Here is a 17,994-nt window from a genome sequence, read left to right on the forward strand (position 1 = left end):
GGTTGGCATGAGGCATGGACAAGATATTTCTACGGGACTCGGGTAAAACCCGTTTCTTTATAAAAATCCTGGCGGTCCTGAGTTTTCTGGCCTATCTGCTGGTGCTGACGGGGTTGTTCAAGACTCTCTTTTCAGGGAGAAAGGAGACTGAAATCCTGACCCTCGCATCCGCCTTGACTGTGGATGTCGGAGATCGGGAAAAACTCCTTAAAGTTTCGGGTTCTGGATTTGATGACAGGGTCAGGGCCAGCCTGAGTTTCGATACCGGAAATTATCGGGCGCTGGTCGGTTCCCTGAAAACCTGGGGACATCTGAACCAGGTGGTGGTTCGGGAAGACCGGGTCTTTCTGGCCAACGGCAAGCGGGGTCTGCAGGTGGTTGATGTTGCCGACCCCCAAAAACCCCGGATTATCGGTTCGGTTGATACGCCCGGGTTTGCATGGGGGGTCCGCGTGCACGGGGATCATGCCTTTGTTGCCGACGGCCCAACCGGTCTGGTCGTGATCTCGATTGCCGACCCTGCCCGATTGCGCATCCTCTCCACAACCGCCACCCGGGGAGATGCCTATGCCGTAGACTTTCTCAATGGGTTTGTGCTGGTCGCCGACCAGTACGGTATTGCAGCGGTTTCCGTTGATCACCCGCAGCATCCGGAAAGCATGTTTCTGTTGGATCTGCCCCAAGGGAAGAGAAGACATCTGAGGGTCAAAGGTAAACGCATCTACCTGACCAATGGGAAAAACGGTGTGGCGATCATCGATTTCGACAGAGTGAGCGGGCTTCGTCTGGTGGATACCTTGAAAACCCGCGGCCCGGCCGAACGGGTTACCATCAGCGGCAACACTCTGCTGGTCGGGTGTGGGAAACAGGGGGTGGATCTTTTCGCATTGAAGGATACAAAAGTCGAATTCGTCGAAGGAATCGATACCCCCGGTTTTGCGCGCGGTATCGCCGTTGTCGGAAACCGGATCTTTGTCGCAGTCAATACCTTCGGTCTGCAGGTTCTTGAAACAGAACCCGGGGGCGTGCCGATCAGGAAGAAAATCATCGAGACTCCCCATCTCGCCTGGGACGTGGTGTCGGGCAACGGGCTGCTTTATGTTGCCCAGTCCAGAGGAGGGTTGCAGATCATAGACCCCGCGCGCGCGCGCGAAGCTTCTCTGCCCACCCTGGAGACGGGCGGGAGTGCCTTGGAGTTGGTTTCCAGTGCAAATCGCCTCTATCTGGCCGACGGCCACGAAGGGGTTCGTTTTATCGACATCGATTCCGACGGCAGAATGACAGCTGGTTCCACTATCGATACCCCCGGGTATGTCCGACGGCTGAAACTGTTCAATGAAAGATTATATCTAGCCGATCGCAGGGGAGGCCTGGTGATTGTCGGCGATCTCCAGGGAAAGGGGCATGTTGAAAACATTGTTCCTCTCCCCGGTAAAGTGGCTGCAGAATCGATCACGGTGTCGCCTCGTCTGGCCTGTGTGGGTGTCAAAAATGACGGCCTGTTCGTAATCGACATCGCCGATCCCGGGCGCCCGCAGATAGTTGGAAGTCTGTTTGGCCTGGGCAATGTTCGTGACGTCTCCCTGGTCGGTGATCAGCTTTATGTGGCAGCCGACGAGCGGGGGTTGCTGCAGGTCTCCCTGAAAAACCCGGCAAGACCTCTTCTGCTCGGAGAGGTGGAGATCCCCTCCCACCTACGGGTTTTCAGCACCGCCGTCGCTCTTTCCCAGAGCGAAGACCTTCTGCTCCTGGCCAATTCACGAGCCGGATGTCAGATCTTCGATGTCTCCCATCCGCATCGTCCCAACTTGCTGTCCACCGTATCCGCTATGGGCAACATCGCCTGGGCCAAGGTGGTCGAAAGGCTTGCTTTTATCTACGATAATGACCGGGGCTTGCTGGTGGTGGACCTTACAGAACCTGAAAAGCCGTACGAACTTGGTACATTGGGTGTTACCAGCGCCAGAAGCGTGGACGTGGTCGGCAACCAGGCCTGTGTCACCTTCACGGGAGGGGGGGTGAAATGTATGCCCCTGCCGATGGAAATGACGCTTGCCGCCATCTCCGACTCCGGGAGTATATACCTGCGAATCCCACCTCTGCCTGTTTCAGGAAATTACTTGCTGTCGGTTTCCAGAGATGGTCAATATGCAATTATGGACGAGCCCATGAGTTTTAGAGTGGCAGGTCAGGAGTGAGAAGGGAAAAGGAGGCCACCGAATCCGGCCGCGCTATCAAAAGCGGTACTCCAGACCGGCCCAGATCTGCCGCCCGATTTCATCGGCGAATTCGTTGGAGTCAGGATCGGAAATCGTCACTTTTTTATTCAACAGATTGAAGGCATCAAGGCTTAGAATCATGCTCTGATCCGACCAGAGGTCCTTTTCCCATTCGAGGCGGCAGGAAACGACGACCGACCCGCCCTTTTTTACCTTGTCAAAGATCGGCACCGAATCCCCGTTGGGGAGGATCATGTCCTCTCCGGTGGTTTTCAATTTTTCATAGCCACTTCGGTACTTGGCCAGCCCGCTGAAGGTGAATCCATAAGGAAACTTTCCGACATAGGCCAGATTGACGATCCAGTTACGGTTGAAATCCTTCCTCGGCATCTCACTTGCTTCCAGCAGTCGACCATCGTACCAGACCCTCTCGTGAAGGTCCTCCTCCTCCAGAAGCTCGTCATAGGACTCATTGCTGGTCTCGGTTTTCTGATAGGCGGCGTTGATGGTCAGGTAATGTTTGGCCCACTGCCGCTCCCAGGAGATCCTGTAGCTCTCATGTCGGCTGCTGCCGTTGTTGTTCGGCGTGTTGTAATAAATGCCGTCCTCTTCCTGCTCGAATGTCTTGGCCAGTTCGTCCCGGCCTTTGCGATGAACGTATCTCAGTGCAGCCTTGCCGCCAAACAGCTGGTGTTCCAGACCGAGAACTTGCTCGTCGGTAAAGGGAGTTTCGAGCTCCGAATATTTGGAATCGGTGACGGACCGGCTATAAAGAGTCCAGCCATCGGTTTCCGACCAGCGCTCCTGATATGTCGGATTCAGCGCCTCCCTCAGTTTGTAGGCAAGGATATTGTTGGCATAGTAGCGGTTGAAGCCGGCGATCAGAAAGGTTTGCTGGTCGCCGAAAAGATCCAGGCCCGCCATTAGGCGGGGGGCCAGGTTGAGGTTATGCGTAAAGTCATCATAATCGAGACGGACGCCCGGCCGAACCTCAAGCCTGGCCCAACGCACTATGTCTTCCAAATGGAAGCTGTACATCCGTTGAAGGACTTCGGTCTCGCCTTTTTCGTAAGCTGTTCGTCGTGGGGGGGCATCGATCAGATAGGTATACAGATAACTGGTATCCACACGCTCGGTTTTGGCTTCGATTCTCTGGATGTCTAAACCTGTGTTGACGCCATGATGAATGGGGCCGGTGGAGAAAGGGCGAAAGGCGAAATCAGTTTTGATCTGATAACTTTCCTGGGTTTTTTCAATATCTCCAAGAAAACCCTCTTTATCCCAGACGTTATCACTGATTTCCGTCTGAATCATATCGGTTGGAGCTTTACGGGAGTTTTCGCTGGTGCGGTAGGCGACCTGAACATCGAGGTCGCCAAGGGGCAGTCGCGTATGGCCAGTAACGGAAAAGAGATGGCCGCCGCCACGGAGGGTGAACTCGCTGTCCCGGAAACCGTCCTTGAAATAGACTCCGCGATAGGGGGCGTAGGTCCAGAGAAAACTGAAGCTGGTATCTTCCGTCGCCAGAAAAACGGTTTTCAGCAGGTAGTTTTCGCCGCGGCGCTCCTGCGTCTCGGTCTCTTCGTCCTGCTTCAGCGGAATCCGTGAGTACATCTGGCGGTAGGCGGCCAGGGTCATGAGCCTTGAAGAGACGGGGAGATGCAGGTCGAAGCCAAAATGATGCTTGCGAAACTTCGGCTGCTGCCGGTGGTCTGTTGAATTGAGAAAATCCTGCTCGTCCTCCTGATCGATATGGAAACTGGTCCATTCGTCCCGGGTCGTTCGATAAAACAGCTTGCCGCCGAACCACGGATCGGGGCTGATGATTTCGGCATCGACTACCCCGCCTTTGAAATTGCCGAACCGGGCCGGCACATTGCTGTCATACACGGTGATGGCGCCGACCAGTGAATTGTCGAGAAACAGGTCCTGAGCGTGACCTGGGACATCATTGTTGGTCACCGGATCGGTGTCTCCCTCCGGGTCGATCAGGCTGTTGTTGCTGATGCCGTCAATAGTGAAATTGTTTTCGAATGTTTTGCCGCCGGATATGGAGACAGCCGGAGGAAGGATATCGCCACCCCTGGTGGAGATATCTGCACCCTCGCTGAACTGAACCCCGGGCAGGACCGTCAAGGCCTCGTTGATGCTGTCATTACGGAAGGGCAAATTTTCAATGGTTTCCCGTTTGATGACGGTACCGTTTCCGGTGATTTCCGGTTTTCCTGCCTTTACCACCACGGGGGGCAGAATCCTGGGTTCCTCTTCAACGAATGAAGAACTGTTGGCCTCGCCGGATCCGCCGCTTGACAAACCGCTGGCATGGAGAGATGTCGGAAGGGAGCAAAGCAAGGCAAACAACACTGCCAGACAGACAAACCGCACGTTCTTTTTCTGATGAAAGGGCGTTGACAACATCGATCGAAAACTCGGGAAGATGGCGGTTTTCTCTCTAATGAAAACCGGCGGGCACCTATGAATATCACAGGTGTCCAGTAAAGCCAAGCGGGTAATTCAGGGGAGGAGAGGGAAGAGGAGCCGAACTGTCCTGATTCCTGCCGGGCAGCGGACAGACCTCGCTGACGACCCTGAAAGCAGGGGACGGGCCAGCAGATTCTGCGGATTAAAATAGTGGATGCAAAAACCATACACAAAACCAGGGTACGGGACCGGACAATCGGATGGTTGCAGCGGTTGCCCTGCGATTATTGCAGCCCCTGCCTGCTTTAACCTTTCTTGACATCCCGATCCGATTTCTTTACCCTACCCGCGACCTTGGAAAGGATCAGTCATGACAGTCGCCGCCATCATCCCAGCCCGTTATGCTTCAACCCGTTTCCCGGGCAAACCTTTGCAGCTGATTCTGGGGAAAACCATGATCGAAAGGGTCTACCGGCAGGTGTCCCAGGCCTCTTTGGTCGACAGAATCATTGTCGCCACCGATGATCAGCGCATCTTCCAGGCCGTCGAATCTTTCGGCGGGGAAGTGGTCATGACCCGTGCCGATCATGCCACCGGCACGGATCGGCTGGCTGAAGTGGCCGCAGACCTCACCACGGATCTGATTGTCAACATCCAGGGAGACGAGCCCCTCATCGACCCGGCCATGATCGAGGCCGCCATTGTGCCCCTGAAACGGGATGCGGGTATACCGATGGGCACCCTGAAGACGCCCATCGGCAGCCGGGCAGAGTTCCTGGATCCGAACGTGGTCAAAGTCGTGACCGACAGCGAGGGTTTCGCCCTCTATTTTTCCCGCGCGCCCATCCCTCATTGGCGTGACGGGGCAAGCCTGCACCCCGAAGCCTTCAAGCATATCGGCCTGTATGTCTATCGCAGGGATTTTCTGCTCAGATACGCCTCTCTGCCTCCCACCCGGCTGGAGAGCCTGGAAAAGCTGGAGCAGCTGCGGGCGCTGGAAAACGGCTACCGGATTCGGGTGGTGGAAACCGACCTGATCAGCATCGGGGTGGACGTGCCCGAGGATGTGGCACGGGTTGAGGCTCACCTTCGGGGGATGAGCTGAAAGGCGGGAACAATGGAAGAAATAAGGGTTTCCATTTCCGCGCCTTGAGTGTAGAATTCCTGCTTTGAAAAAGGCCCTGTTTTGTCCCGGATTCGGTCTCGGATGCAGCTTGCTGCAAGTCCGTCAGGTTTTGGGGGAAGGAGTTGAAATTTTATGAAAACCAAGTTTCTGTTCATTACCGGCGGCGTTGTTTCCTCTCTTGGCAAGGGACTGGCGGCGGCCTCGATCGGGGCACTCATGGAAGCGCGGGGCCTGAGGGTTTCCATGCAGAAGATGGACCCGTATATCAATGTCGATCCGGGAACCATGAGTCCGTTTCAGCATGGCGAAGTTTTCGTCACCGATGACGGCGCGGAAACGGATCTCGACCTTGGCCACTACGAACGCTATACTTCGGCCCGTCTCAGCCAGAAGTCCAATTTCACCACCGGTCAGGTCTACGATTCCGTCATTCGCAAGGAACGCCGGGGAGACTACCTCGGTGGTACGGTTCAGGTCATTCCCCATATCACCAACGAGATCAAGAACAAAATCCTTGAAAATTCCAAGGGGGTGGACATCGCCATCATCGAGGTGGGGGGCACCGTCGGGGATATCGAATCCCTCCCTTTCCTTGAAGCCATCCGCCAGTTCCGCACCGACCGGGGCCACGAAAACGTCCTCTACATCCATCTGACCCTGGTCCCCTACATCCCCACAGCGGGTGAACTGAAAACCAAGCCCACCCAGCATAGCGTCAAGGAACTGCGAGAGATCGGGATCCAGCCGGACATTCTTCTGTGCCGCTGCGACCGGGAAATCCCCCGGGACATGAAGGCCAAGATCGCTCTGTTCTGCAATGTGCGGGAAGAGGCGGTCATTACCGCCCGGGACGTGCCCTGCATCTACGAGGTGCCGATCGCTTTCCATGAGCAGGGACTGGATGAGAGAATCATCGATTATCTCAACATCTGGACCAAGGCCCCCGACCTGTCCGACTGGGAACGGATCGTGAGGCGGATCAAGGAACCGGCTGGCGAAGCTTCCATCGCCATCGTCGGCAAGTATGTTGAACTGACAGAGAGCTACAAGTCCCTGTCCGAGGCCCTGATTCACGGCGGCATCGCCAACGACTGCCGGGTGAATCTGGTCTACGTCGATTCCGAAGCGCTTGAACGCCACGGCATCGGAGACACTTTTGCCAACGTGGACGGCATTCTGGTGCCCGGAGGTTTCGGCCAGCGGGGAAGCGAAGGGAAGATTGCCGCCGTTCGTTATGCCCGGGAAAACGGAACGCCCTTTTTCGGTATCTGCCTGGGCATGCAGATGGCGGTTGTCGAATACGCCCGCAATGTCTGCGGCGTCGAGGATGCCTATTCCAGTGAATTCAAGGAAGATGCCCTGAATCCTGTCATTCACATCATGGAACATCAGAAAAAGGTGACCCGCAAGGGGGGAACCATGCGGTTGGGAGCCTACCCCTGCACCCTGGCCGATGGGACCCATGCGCGCCGCATCTACGGCCAGTCGAACATTCTTGAACGGCATCGGCACCGCTATGAATTCAACAACAAGTTCCGCCAGGTGCTGAGCGATGCGGGCCTGGTGATTTCCGGGGTCTTCCCCGAGGCCGACCTGGTGGAGATCGTGGAACTGGCCGATCACCCCTGGTTCCTGGGCTGCCAGTTTCACCCCGAATTTCGTTCCCGCCCGATGGATCCCCATCCCCTGTTCGAATCCTTCGTCGGCGCCTGCCTGAAACATCGGAAGGAGGTCTGAACGTCATGAGGGGGGAAGTTGCTGTAGGCAACCTGGTCGTCGGCGGCGGCCGGCCGCTGGTGCTGATTGCCGGACCTTGCGTCATTGAGGACGAAACGGAAACTCTGAAGCTGGCTGAGAGCCTCAGGAGTTTGACCGGCAAGCTGGGTATCGGCCTGATTTTCAAGGGGTCTTTCGACAAGGCCAACCGGACCTCCGTCGATGCGTTCCGCGGTCCCGGTCTGCAGGAAGGATTGCAGATTCTGGCGCAGGTCAAACGGCATTTCGATCTGCCGGTTCTTTCCGATGTGCACGAAACGGAACAGCTCGAAGAAGCCGCTGAAGTTCTTGACATCCTGCAGATACCTGCTTTTCTCTGCCGCCAAACCGATCTGCTGCTCGCTGCCGGCCGCACCGGACGGGTGATCAACGTCAAAAAAGGGCAGTTTCTGGCCCCCTGGGATATGACCCATGCGGTTGCCAAAATCGCCTCGACCGGCAATGAAAGGATCCTGCTCACGGAGCGCGGTGCAACCTTCGGTTACAACAACCTGGTCGTCGACATGCGCTCCCTGCCGATCATGCGCCGCACCGGCTGTCCGGTGGTGTTCGACGCAACCCACAGCGTGCAGCTGCCGGGTGGTGCCGGGGGATCTTCCGGCGGACAGCGGGAATTTGTTGCCGACCTTTCCCGGGCGGCGGTTGCGGTGGGGGTCGACGCGCTGTTCTGGGAAGTACACGCCAACCCGGAAAAAGCCCTCTGCGACGGGCCCAACTCCCTCTCTCTCGACAGCCTCGAGCCCATGTTGAGGGAGATCATGGCGATCGATGCCGTCGTCAAACAACAGAAGAGCCGATGAACATGATTGAGATTGCCCGCAAAGTGCTCATCACCGAGGCCGAGGCCGTAATGGCTTTGGCCGAACGGATCGGGGAGGAGTTCACCCGGGCTGTGGAAATGATTCTGGAGTGCAAGGGGCGGGTGGTGATCACGGGTATGGGCAAATCGGGCCTGATCTGCCAGAAGATCGCTTCCACCATGGCTTCGACCGGCACTCCGGCCTTTTTCCTGCACCCCGCCGAGGGGATTCATGGTGATTTGGGGATGTTGATGAAAGGCGATATCGTGATCGCGGTTTCCAACTCGGGAGAAACCGAGGAAATCGTGCGGATTCTCCCGGTGATCAAACGCATGAAGCTGCCCCTGATCGCCATGAGCGGAAACTGCCGCAGTACCCTGCAGCGCGCTGCGGATGTCTTTCTCGACATCTCCATCAAGGAGGAAGCCTGCCCCCTCGGTCTGGCGCCGACGGCCAGCACCACCGCCACCCTGGCCATGGGGGATGCCCTGGCAGTGGGGTTGCTGCAACGCCGAGGGTTTCGGGAGGAGGATTTCGCACTGTTCCACCCCGGCGGAACCCTCGGCCGCAAGCTTCTGCTCCGGGTCGAGGATCTGATGCATTCCAGCACGGAAATCCCCCTGTCCCATCAGCATACCCTGCTGAAGGACGCCCTGTTTGAAATCACCAGCAAAAAACTCGGAGTGACCGGAGTCACGGACGATGCCGGGGTACTGGTCGGGGTTTTCACCGACGGGGATCTCAGGCGGGCTATGGCCAAGGGGGTCGAAGTGCTGAACCGGCCCATCTATGAAGTGATGACCCGCAACCCCAAGCGGATACTCAGGGCCTCCCTGGCCGCCAAGGCGGTCCAGGTCATGGAAGAATTTTCCATCACTTCGCTGTTTGTTTTCGAAACCGAGGACAGTGGACAACCAGTAGGAATCATTCACCTGCACGATCTGCTCAAGGCGGGAGTTGTCTGATGAGTAGCCGTCTGGAGAAAATCAAGCTGCTGCTGCTCGATGTGGACGGCGTCCTGACGGACGGCAGGATCACTTTCGACAGCCGGGGGGTGGAAACCAAATCCTTCGATGTCAAGGACGGGCACGGTCTGAAGCTTGTGCAACGGGCCGGTATCAGAATCGGGATCATCACCGGGCGCAGTTCCAGTATCGTCACCATTCGGGCTCGTGAATTGGGCATCGATCTGGTCTATCAGGGGGCCAAGGTAAAGCTTGAGCCCTATCTGCAGATCCTGGATATCTGTTCCCTGCGGGATGAGGAGGTGGCCTATGTCGGCGACGACCTGGTCGATCTGCCGATTCTGCAGCGGGTCGGCTTTGCGGTGGCTGTGGCCGACGCGGTGGAGGAGGTCAGGAACCGGGTGCATTATGTGACCCGGCAGCCCGGAGGTCGAGGGGCGGTCAGGGAAGTCTGCGATCTGCTGCTCAAGGAGAGTGGCCGCTGGGACGAGTTAACCTCCCGCTATTTCGACCTTTCGGCAGAGGGTCCAAAAACGGCTCCGCCAGGAAGGGAATGATGTAATCAAATCCCGTGCCAATTCGCGCGGAAATCGTCTTTACACCCGGGGGGGCAGGTGCTATAATTTGGCCACTTATGATTAATCGGGTAACTATTCGAAATATCTTGTTAATTTCCATGCTGGTGATGGCCGGTTTGCTGTCGTGGATCATTTTCAGGAAATTCGAGGCCCCTGTGGCCCAGCAGATTGCAGAAAACCTTCCTCAGGATGTCGATCTCGCTCTGAAAACGATAAATTATACGGAAACCCGGGGTGGAGAAAAACTCTGGACCCTGAAGGCGGATTCCGCTGCTCATAATGCAGATCAGGCAGTAACCCTGCTGGAAAATGTACAGATGATGTTTTTTTCCCTGGAGGGATTCGGTGATGTCGCGCTGGTGTCCGATCAGGGCCAGTGGTACCAGGACGAGGGGCGCATCGAACTGGAGGGGAATGTAGAGGCCAAGGGGACCCGCGGTCACGCTTTCTACACCGGGAAACTGACTTTTCTGCAGGAACAGGGGCTTGTTCAATCCGACCTGCCGGTTAAATTGGTCGGGCCCGGAATGGTAATGACTGGCAACGGTCTGCGGCTCGATGCCAATGCCCGGGAGCTCCGCCTGCTTTCCCAGGTCAGAGGGACATTTTATGATCAATAGGTTCGGGCCGGGCAACAGTCCTTTTTACGCTCTGCTTCTTTTCGCATTGGTGCTGGCGCTGCCGTTCTTTGCGGGAACCTCTGCCGCCCAGCCAGCAGCGGGTCAGGCAGGCGAGCAGCCGGTGGAGATCACCTCCGAACGCATGAATGCCGATTACGGCAAAGGGGTGATCCGGTTTCTCGGGGCCGTGGTGGCACGAAAGGGAGATGTGACCATCTATTCCGAAGAACTCGTTCTGCATCTGGAGCAGGGAGAGCAGGGGGGCCAGAGGGTCAGGGAGATCGAGGCTTTCAAGAATGTTCGCATTGTCCAGGGGATAAGGGTGGCGACCGGGCAGGCCGCCAAAATGGACAATGACGCGCAAAAAGTCGTCCTCACCGGATCCCCCCGGGTTCAGGAAGGGAAAAATTTCGTCGAGGGTGATGAAATCACGGTTTTCCTGAACGAAGATCGCAGTGTGGCCAAAAGCAAACCCGGTTCCCGCACCAAAGCGGTGTTCCACCCCAAGGAGAAGGGGAATGCACCGTAAGTTGACAGCTCGAAATCTGTGCAAGGCCTACAAAGGTCGGCAGGTGGTCGACAGTGTCAATTTCGAGGTTTCCTCCGGAGAAGTGGTCGGGTTGCTCGGACCCAACGGAGCGGGAAAAACGACTTCCTTCTACATGGTGGTCGGTCTGATCCGCCCGGATGCGGGGAAGGTTTTTCTGGAGCAGGAGGACCTCACCTCTCTGCCCATGTATCAGAGGGCCCGTGCCGGCATCGCGTACCTCCCCCAGGAGTCGTCAGTTTTCCGCAAGTTGACGGTCGAGGAGAACCTGCTGGCGATTCTTGAAACCGTGAACCAGGCCGGAGGGGCCCGGCGAAGCCGGGTTGCGGATCTGCTGCAGGAGTTCCGCCTGACCCATGTGGCCAGGACTCAGGGCTACGCCCTTTCCGGGGGGGAGCGGCGGCGACTGGAAATCGCCCGGGCGCTGGTGACCAATCCCGGGTTTCTGTTGCTCGACGAACCTTTCGCCGGCATCGATCCCCTGGCGGTCATCGACATCCAGGCGATCATTTCCCGACTGAGAGAACAGGGGATGGGAATTCTCGTTTCGGACCACAATGTCCGTGAAACTTTAAACGTCTGCGATAAAGCCTATATTCTGAATGCCGGAAAAATTCTGGCGTGTGGATTGCCGGGTGAAATCGCGGCCTGTCCGCAGGTTCGATCCATCTACCTCGGCGAAAAGTTTCGCCTTTAGTCATACATCGCTGTTCACCGGCATATGGGTTGAGACCCCGGGAGTGTTATGGCCTTAGAGATACGTCAACAGCTTAAGCTGAGTCAGCAACTGGTAATGACCCCGCAACTGCAGCAGGCGATCAAGCTGCTTCAGTTGTCGAGACTTGAGCTTGAAGCCGTCGTCCGTCAGGAGCTCGAGGAAAATCCCGTTCTGGAAGAGGGTCAGGAGCATGCCGAGGAAAAGGATGAGGCGAATCAGTTCAAGGAAGAGCGGGAAGCCGAACAGGGGTCCGATGAAGTACGGGAACTGAAGGAAAATCCTGAAGAATTCAATGATGTCGACTGGCAGACCTATCTGGAAGGCTACCATCTGGGGGGGGGAGGCACGTCCTCCGAACTCTATGAAGGGGAGGATGACCGTCCCAGCTATGAAAATCTTCTGACCAAAAAAAGTTCGTTGGCCGACCACCTGCGCTGGCAGCTGAACCTGACCCGGGTCAATGATGTGGAGAGAATGGCAGCGGCGGAAATCATCGGTAATCTGGATGAAGGCGGGTACCTGAAGGCGACCAACGAGGAGATTGCCGAAGCGACCGGGCTGTCTCCGGAAATCGTCGAGAAGGCCTTGAAGATTGTACAGGATTTTGATCCTGCCGGTATCGCCTGCCGGACCCTGCAGGAATGTCTGTTGAAGCAGGTCGAGCAGTTGGGCATGCAGGGTTCACTGGTGGAGATTATTCTGCAGGAGCATATCCCCGATCTCGAAAACCGCCGCTACCAGGCCATTGCCAAGGCTCTCGATGTCAGTCTCGACGAAGTTCTCGGCGCCGCCCGCATCATATCCGGTCTGGAACCTCGTCCCGGGCGCCCCTTCAGCCAGGAAGAGATCCATTACATAACACCCGACATTTTCGTTTACAAGATCGGGGAAGAATACGTGGTCGTTTTGAACGACGAGGGACTGCCCAACCTGCGGATCAATTCCTTCTACCGCAACGCTCTCTCCTCCGAGTCCAAAGTCGACGAGAAAGCCGGCGAATATATTCAGGAAAAATTGCGCGGCGCGGTCTGGCTCATCAAGAGCATTCACCAGCGGCAGCGGACCATTTTCCGGGTGACGAAAAGCATCGTCAAATTCCAGAAAGATTTTTTCGAGAAGGGCATCGAATACCTCAAGCCGCTGGTTCTGCGTGACGTGGCCGAGGATATCGATATGCACGAATCAACGGTCAGCCGGGTGACCACGAACAAATACGTTCAGACTCCTCGAGGGTTGTTCGAGTTGAAGTATTTTTTCAACAGCGGTATAAATACAACTGTAGGAGTTTCTATTGCGTCCGAGAGTGTTAAGAGCAAAATCAAGGAGATTGTTGCAGGAGAAAATCCCAAAAAGCCTTATTCCGATCAGAAAATTGTGGAGCTCTTGCGCCAGCAGGGCATTGACATTGCCCGCCGTACCGTCACCAAGTACAGGGAAATGCTGGGCATAAGCTCCTCCACCGAAAGAAAACGCCTGTTCTGACAGGTGCCCGAGGAAGGAATCCATCGCCTTCTTTCTCAATTGTCCCATAACGACTATTAGGAGATATGAATTTATGCAAATTGCTGTGACCTTCAGGCATATGGAAGCCAGTGATCCGGTACGGAATTATGTTGAAGAAAAGGTCTCCCGCCTCAAGAAATACATCGAAGAACCGATCGACGCTCAAGCTGTTCTCTCCGTTTCGAAAAAAATCAGACACAACGCCGAGGTGACCATCGTCGCCAAGGGGATCACCATCAAGGGATCTGAAGAAACCAACGACATGTATGCGGCCATCGATGCCGTGACCGATAAACTGGAGCGACAGCTCAAGCGTTATAAGGAAAAGCTCAAGAATCACAAGCCCCTCCCCGGCAATCCGCGGCAGGTCGAAAAAACTGTTCTGGCCGCTGAGAGCATCGATGAGGGGATGGGTGAACCGGTCATCATCCGCAGCTACAGTTTTCCGGTCAAGCCTATGGCTGTAGAGGAGGCGGTCATGCAGATGGACCTGCTCAACAAGAACTTCCTTGTCTACACGGATGCATCCACCGAAGAAATCAACGTGGTGTACCGTCGCAAGGACGGTAACTACGGCCTGATTGTCCCGGAGCGAAAATAACACTTTGATGATGTTTTCAGGAGAGAGACGGCTCCGTCCCGCATCGTTCATGTTGCGGGATGGAGCGTCGGATGCCAAAGATGAAAATCGTCGATTTGCTTAACCCCGCCGCCATTGTGGCTGATCTCAAGGCTTCTGACAAGAGAATGGCCCTGGAGGAACTGGCGGATGCAGTGCTGATGGTCGATTCCAACCTGGATCGCATGGAGATAATCAGGGTTCTGCAGGAAAGGGAACGGCTGGGGAGTACCGGTATCGGGGACGGGGTAGCCATCCCGCATGGCAAGCTCAAGGACATCGAGCAGCTCCTGATATCTTTTGGTCGCAGCTGTTCCGGAGTGGAATTCGATTCCATGGACGGAAAACCGGCCAAACTGTTTTTTCTGTTGCTGGCGCCTGAAGAATCGGTGGGTATTCATCTGAAAACCCTGGCCCGCATTTCCAAGCTCCTTAAAAACTCGGCTGTCCGCCGCCGTTTGCTCGAGGCGGAAGGCAGCGAGGATATTTACCGTATCATAGCTGAGGAGGAGGAAAAGCTCTAACCTGCAGACCCAAGTGTATGGCTCCCGGGCGGATCCACGGCAGGGCCGCAGTGATATCTACCCGGGGTTTCCGATCGATAAATCCGGTTTCCGGCCTGTTACCCTTCCAATAGGGGTTCGACCCGAATCAGCGGATTTGTTGTCGGTTCAACCTTTTGCGGCCGTCGCGAAGTAGCGTGCGGCCGTTGTTTTTATGCCAATAGACTGTTTACCCGGGATGGGCGTGGCTGCCGCCGCTGCCCTGGAGGGAGCGATGAATCGAAGGCGTCTGGTCATCATCAGCGGCCTGTCCGGTTCGGGCAAGAGTACTGCCGCCCGGGCCCTCGAGGACGAGGGCTTCTTTGTGGTGGACAACCTCCCCGTTGTTCTTCTGCCCGATTTTATGGAACTGCAGCAACCACCGGGAATCGTCAACAACAATGTTGCCGTTGTCGTCGACGTTCGCAATCACGAGTTTCTTTCCGAATACAAAAGCATCCTGCAAAAAGTCCAGGGAGCCGGACACAGGGTGGATATCTATTTCTTCGATGCCACCGACGATGTCCTCATGCGCCGTTATTCGGAAACCCGACGACGCCATCCGCTGATGCAGAAGGAAGGCCTTTCCGCCAGCATCAGTCGGGAAAGGGAGCTGCTGGCGGAGGTTAAGGCTCTGGCCACGGTCATCATCGACTCGTCGGGCCTGACGCCTCATCAATTGCGGGCCAAGATCGGGCAGATCGCCCGCGGCGGTGCCGGTGCCGGATTCCCCTTGGCAGTCCTGTTGCAGTCTTTCGGCTATCGTCACGGCCTCCCGGTCGGTTCGGATCTGGTGATGGACGTCCGGTTTTTGACCAACCCCCATTTTATTCCTGATCTGCGGCCTCAAACCGGCCTGTCTCAACCGGTTCGCGATTATGTCCTGTCACAGCCGGACACCCAGGAATTCCTGAAACGTTTTCTGGCATTGCTGAAATTTCTGCTGCCGCAATACCGGCAGGAGGGGAAGAGCTATCTGACTATTTCCGTCGGCTGCACCGGTGGACACCATCGCAGTGTGGCCCTGGTCGAACATCTGCGGAAAGAGCTGCAGGAGCCTTTCATATCTCTCGAAGTCATTCACCGGGATATTGCCAAGGGGTGAACCAATGGTAGGTATCGTCGTCGCCACCCATGCCAACCTGTCCCAGGCCCTGGTCGCCGCCGCGGAAATGATATTGGGGTCACTGACTCATGTCGAGGCAATCAACATCAACCGCGAAGACGGTGTGGACGTGATTCGCCAGCGCTTTGCCGACGCTATCGAACGGGTCGGAGAAGCCGGAGGGGGAATCCTGATCCTGACCGACCTGTTTGGAGGGACCCCTTCGAATATCGGGTTTTCCTTTCTTGATCCCGGTAAGGTGGAAGTTGTTACAGGAGTCAACCTGCCCATGTTGCTGAAAGCCTGCAACGTTCTCTCGGATCTTTCGCTGGCCGAGATTGCCGCGGATCTCAAGGATCATGCTCGAAGCAGCATCATGGTGGCCAGCGAAGTGCTGTCGGGTTAGTACCGGATTTATTCCTGGGGGGCGGATGGCCATTGTTTTCACACGTATCGACAATCGATTGATTCACGGCCAGGTGCTGGAGGCCTGGGTCCCGCTGACCCGTGCCGACTGTATTGTTGTGGCCAGCAACGACCTGCCCGAACTTTCCTTCCAACGGCAGCTGATGAAGGCCGCCGTCCCCAGCGGCATCGAGGTGGCGATCGGCAGCGTCGAGGAGATGGTGGCATTCCTTCAGTCTCGTGAGGCTGCCCAGAGACGCATCTTTCTTCTGTTCGGCAATCTTCCGGACGCGATGGAGGCCTTTCGTCAAGGGGTTCATTTTTCCACACTCAACCTTGGCAACCTGCACGGCGGCAAAGATCGCAAGCGGCTCAGCTGTACGGTCGCCCTGGATTCAGATGATATGGAAAGCCTGGAGACTCTGGAGAAAGAAGGGGTGCGGGTTGTTCTGCAATGTGTGCCGTCCGACCGCCAGAGATACTGGCGTTCCATAAGCTGAGAGACGCCGTCGATGCCTTTTTATGCCTACCTGACAGCGGCCGGAGTGGCTCTTTTATGTGGGCTGGATCGTACAGCCGTCGGGCAGTTCATGCTCAGCCGGCCGATTGTGGCGGCGCCCCTGACAGGACTGCTGCTAGGATACCCTCTGGTGGGGCTGCAGATCGGCGCATTGCTCGAACTGTTGTGGGTGGGGCGACTGCCGATCGGAGCGGCCATCCCTCCCGATGATACCCAGGTGGCTGTGGGTTGCACCGTTCTGGCGACTGCCGCTGTTTCAAAAACCGGCATTGCCATGGAAACGGCGATTGTTCTCAGCTTGCTCGTGGGTCTCCCCCTTGGCAAATCGGGGGAATATTTTGACCGTTTGGCCCGTCTGTGGAACGCCCGGCTGCTGGCCAGAGCGGAGTTTCTGCTGGATGCCGGGCATCACCGCAAAGCCGTGCGGCTGCATCTGCTGGGTCTGTTGCACTTCGGGCTGGCCTCACTTGCGACCTTCGCCATTATCGTCGGCATGGGCTCGCTGGCCTTGGAATGGTTCCATGAAAACCTGCCCGAACGGTTCCAGGAGGTTGCCCGTTGGCTTTGGCTCGCTTTTCCTTTGATCGGGATTGCCGCAATTCTTGGAACCTTCAGGGCACCGCGGGCTTTTCTGCTGTTTTGCTGTTCATTTTTTATCGCTCTTTTGTTTCTTTAGCATGCTGAAAAAAACAGCCGAATGAATGCTTTTTCGGTTTATGAGGAAACTCCGGAATCTTGATGACCCGATTGAACCCAAGAGATTTTTGCAGTTCATGGCTGCGTTCGTTTGCGCTGCAGGCCAGCTGGAACTACGAGCAGATGCAGAGCCTGGGTTTTCTCTACACCCTGGTTCCGATCCTGCGCCGCTTGTATCCGGAAGACCTGCTGCCAGCCGTTTATCGGCGCCACCTGCAGTATTTCAACACCCATCCCTATCTGGCCTCGGCGCTGATTGGAGCCGTGGCAAAGCTGGAGCAGCAGGCCGCGGCGGGGGAACCAAAGGAGATCGGCATTCAGGAATTCAAAAGCGCCGTTACGCCGCCCTTTGCCGCCATGGGTGACAGTTTCTTCTGGGGGGCGTTGCGGCCCGCGGCTTCCACTGCAGGGCTTTTTCTTGCTTTTCGCGGTTCCTTCTGGGGTCCGCTGCTGGCTCTGTTCCTGTTCAACCTGCCTCATCTTTGGTTGCGGATTTACGGCTTTCACCGGGGGTACCGGCGCGGATTCAGGGTGGTGGAAAATGTCCAGCGCTGCCGCTTGCCCGACCTGGCGCTGAGATTGAAGCAGCTTCTTGTCATCCTTTTGGGGATTCTGGCCGCCTGGTTGATTGGGGGGCAGCTCCAGGGCCAGAGCCTTTTTTCGGGATGGGCCCTGCTCGCTTTGCCTTTGGTCTGGGTCCTCGGTTTTTTGATCAGGAAAAGAATCGGTCCTCTGACTCTGCTTTTTTCGATGTTGATGGCTCTGTTGGCCTGGTTTCAATGGATTTAACCCGGCGACAAAATTTCAGGAAGAGACCGGGTTTAGCGGAAGGAT

At 56.4% G+C, this 17,994-nt stretch carries 18 protein-coding genes; 17 read left to right on the forward strand and 1 reads right to left on the reverse strand.

The window, feature by feature from the left end:
• Positions 1-14: 14 nt before the first annotated feature.
• A complete protein-coding gene (locus R2940_11705) occupies positions 15-2,198 on the forward strand; it encodes a hypothetical protein (protein MEZ4600442.1) in 2,184 nt (727 codons plus the stop codon).
• A gap of 36 nt (positions 2,199-2,234) precedes the next feature.
• Here R2940_11705 and R2940_11710 read toward each other — a convergent pair whose 3' ends face one another.
• Complete coding sequence (locus tag R2940_11710; protein ID MEZ4600443.1) at positions 2,235-4,460, reverse strand: TonB-dependent receptor plug domain-containing protein; 2,226 nt, start codon at positions 4,458-4,460, stop codon at positions 2,235-2,237.
• Between the two features lie 550 nt (positions 4,461-5,010).
• Here R2940_11710 and kdsB point away from each other — a divergent pair.
• The 16 genes from kdsB (at position 5,011) to R2940_11790 (ending at position 17,949) form a co-directional block, all read left to right on the forward strand.
• The gene (kdsB, locus tag R2940_11715) at positions 5,011-5,745 is read left to right on the forward strand and encodes a 3-deoxy-manno-octulosonate cytidylyltransferase (protein ID MEZ4600444.1); all 735 of its coding nucleotides are present in this window, start codon (positions 5,011-5,013) and stop codon (positions 5,743-5,745) included.
• Positions 5,746-5,898: 153 nt separating this feature from the next.
• Positions 5,899-7,503: a CTP synthase gene (locus R2940_11720; GenBank protein ID MEZ4600445.1), complete on the forward strand. Its 1,605-nt coding sequence runs from the start codon at positions 5,899-5,901 to the stop codon at positions 7,501-7,503.
• Positions 7,504-7,508: 5 nt separating this feature from the next.
• Positions 7,509-8,342, forward strand: coding sequence for a 3-deoxy-8-phosphooctulonate synthase (gene kdsA, locus R2940_11725; protein ID MEZ4600446.1), 834 nt, complete (start codon positions 7,509-7,511; stop codon positions 8,340-8,342).
• A complete protein-coding gene (locus R2940_11730; protein MEZ4600447.1) occupies positions 8,339-9,307 on the forward strand; it encodes a KpsF/GutQ family sugar-phosphate isomerase in 969 nt (322 codons plus the stop codon). Before kdsA ends, R2940_11730 begins: the two co-directional genes overlap by 4 nt.
• Positions 9,307-9,864, forward strand: coding sequence for an HAD-IIIA family hydrolase (locus tag R2940_11735; protein MEZ4600448.1), 558 nt, complete (start codon positions 9,307-9,309; stop codon positions 9,862-9,864). The genes R2940_11730 and R2940_11735 overlap by 1 nt, the downstream gene beginning before the upstream one ends.
• A 107-nt stretch (positions 9,865-9,971) precedes the next feature.
• On the forward strand, positions 9,972-10,505 hold the full coding sequence (gene lptC / locus R2940_11740) for an LPS export ABC transporter periplasmic protein LptC (protein MEZ4600449.1): 534 nt from the start codon (positions 9,972-9,974) through the stop codon (positions 10,503-10,505).
• A complete protein-coding gene (lptA, locus tag R2940_11745; protein ID MEZ4600450.1) occupies positions 10,495-11,034 on the forward strand; it encodes a lipopolysaccharide transport periplasmic protein LptA in 540 nt (179 codons plus the stop codon). Before lptC ends, lptA begins: the two co-directional genes overlap by 11 nt.
• The gene (gene lptB, locus R2940_11750; GenBank protein MEZ4600451.1) at positions 11,024-11,749 is read left to right on the forward strand and encodes an LPS export ABC transporter ATP-binding protein; all 726 of its coding nucleotides are present in this window, start codon (positions 11,024-11,026) and stop codon (positions 11,747-11,749) included. Before lptA ends, lptB begins: the two co-directional genes overlap by 11 nt.
• Positions 11,750-11,797: 48 nt before the next feature.
• Positions 11,798-13,252, forward strand: coding sequence for an RNA polymerase factor sigma-54 (gene rpoN / locus R2940_11755; protein MEZ4600452.1), 1,455 nt, complete (start codon positions 11,798-11,800; stop codon positions 13,250-13,252).
• Positions 13,253-13,325: 73 nt separating this feature from the next.
• Positions 13,326-13,874, forward strand: a complete 549-nt coding sequence (gene raiA, locus R2940_11760) for a ribosome-associated translation inhibitor RaiA (GenBank protein ID MEZ4600453.1) — start codon at positions 13,326-13,328, stop codon at positions 13,872-13,874.
• Between the two features lie 80 nt (positions 13,875-13,954).
• Positions 13,955-14,416, forward strand: a complete 462-nt coding sequence (locus R2940_11765; protein ID MEZ4600454.1) for a PTS sugar transporter subunit IIA — start codon at positions 13,955-13,957, stop codon at positions 14,414-14,416.
• Positions 14,417-14,669: 253 nt separating this feature from the next.
• Complete coding sequence (gene rapZ / locus R2940_11770) at positions 14,670-15,539, forward strand: RNase adapter RapZ (GenBank protein MEZ4600455.1); 870 nt, start codon at positions 14,670-14,672, stop codon at positions 15,537-15,539.
• Between the two features lie 4 nt (positions 15,540-15,543).
• Complete coding sequence (locus R2940_11775) at positions 15,544-15,945, forward strand: PTS sugar transporter subunit IIA (protein ID MEZ4600456.1); 402 nt, start codon at positions 15,544-15,546, stop codon at positions 15,943-15,945.
• A gap of 25 nt (positions 15,946-15,970) precedes the next feature.
• The gene (locus R2940_11780; GenBank protein MEZ4600457.1) at positions 15,971-16,444 is read left to right on the forward strand and encodes a PTS sugar transporter subunit IIB; all 474 of its coding nucleotides are present in this window, start codon (positions 15,971-15,973) and stop codon (positions 16,442-16,444) included.
• A 12-nt stretch (positions 16,445-16,456) separates the two neighbouring features.
• Positions 16,457-17,140: a PTS sugar transporter subunit IIC gene (locus R2940_11785; protein MEZ4600458.1), complete on the forward strand. Its 684-nt coding sequence runs from the start codon at positions 16,457-16,459 to the stop codon at positions 17,138-17,140.
• A 62-nt stretch (positions 17,141-17,202) separates the two neighbouring features.
• Positions 17,203-17,949 carry a PTS system mannose/fructose/sorbose family transporter subunit IID gene (locus tag R2940_11790; protein ID MEZ4600459.1) on the forward strand — a complete coding sequence of 249 codons (747 nt, stop codon included), beginning with the start codon at positions 17,203-17,205 and terminating at the stop codon, positions 17,947-17,949.
• The last annotated feature ends 45 nt before the right edge of the window (positions 17,950-17,994 follow it).

Source organism: Syntrophotaleaceae bacterium (genome assembly GCA_041390365.1).
Taxonomy (GTDB): domain Bacteria; phylum Desulfobacterota; class Desulfuromonadia; order Desulfuromonadales; family Syntrophotaleaceae; genus JAWKQB01.

Bases quoted from the DNA above. Each gene is read 5' to 3' on its own strand.
- R2940_11775 (MEZ4600456.1), top strand. From the start codon at position 15,544: ATGGTAGGTATCGTCGTCGCCACCCATGCCAACCTGTCCCAGGCCCTG.
- R2940_11765 (MEZ4600454.1), top strand. From the start codon at position 13,955: ATGAAAATCGTCGATTTGCTTAACCCCGCCGCCATTGTGGCTGATCTC.
- raiA (MEZ4600453.1), top strand. From the start codon at position 13,326: ATGCAAATTGCTGTGACCTTCAGGCATATGGAAGCCAGTGATCCGGTA.
- kdsA (MEZ4600446.1), top strand. From the start codon at position 7,509: ATGAGGGGGGAAGTTGCTGTAGGCAACCTGGTCGTCGGCGGCGGCCGG.
- R2940_11730 (MEZ4600447.1), top strand. From the start codon at position 8,339: ATGAACATGATTGAGATTGCCCGCAAAGTGCTCATCACCGAGGCCGAG.
- rpoN (MEZ4600452.1), top strand. From the start codon at position 11,798: ATGGCCTTAGAGATACGTCAACAGCTTAAGCTGAGTCAGCAACTGGTA.
- R2940_11785 (MEZ4600458.1), top strand. From the start codon at position 16,457: ATGCCTTTTTATGCCTACCTGACAGCGGCCGGAGTGGCTCTTTTATGT.
- R2940_11705 (MEZ4600442.1), top strand. From the start codon at position 15: ATGGACAAGATATTTCTACGGGACTCGGGTAAAACCCGTTTCTTTATA.
- lptA (MEZ4600450.1), top strand. From the start codon at position 10,495: ATGATCAATAGGTTCGGGCCGGGCAACAGTCCTTTTTACGCTCTGCTT.
- kdsB (MEZ4600444.1), top strand. From the start codon at position 5,011: ATGACAGTCGCCGCCATCATCCCAGCCCGTTATGCTTCAACCCGTTTC.
- rapZ (MEZ4600455.1), top strand. From the start codon at position 14,670: ATGAATCGAAGGCGTCTGGTCATCATCAGCGGCCTGTCCGGTTCGGGC.
- R2940_11790 (MEZ4600459.1), top strand. From the start codon at position 17,203: ATGACCCGATTGAACCCAAGAGATTTTTGCAGTTCATGGCTGCGTTCG.
- lptB (MEZ4600451.1), top strand. From the start codon at position 11,024: ATGCACCGTAAGTTGACAGCTCGAAATCTGTGCAAGGCCTACAAAGGT.
- R2940_11780 (MEZ4600457.1), top strand. From the start codon at position 15,971: ATGGCCATTGTTTTCACACGTATCGACAATCGATTGATTCACGGCCAG.
- R2940_11720 (MEZ4600445.1), top strand. From the start codon at position 5,899: ATGAAAACCAAGTTTCTGTTCATTACCGGCGGCGTTGTTTCCTCTCTT.
- R2940_11735 (MEZ4600448.1), top strand. From the start codon at position 9,307: ATGAGTAGCCGTCTGGAGAAAATCAAGCTGCTGCTGCTCGATGTGGAC.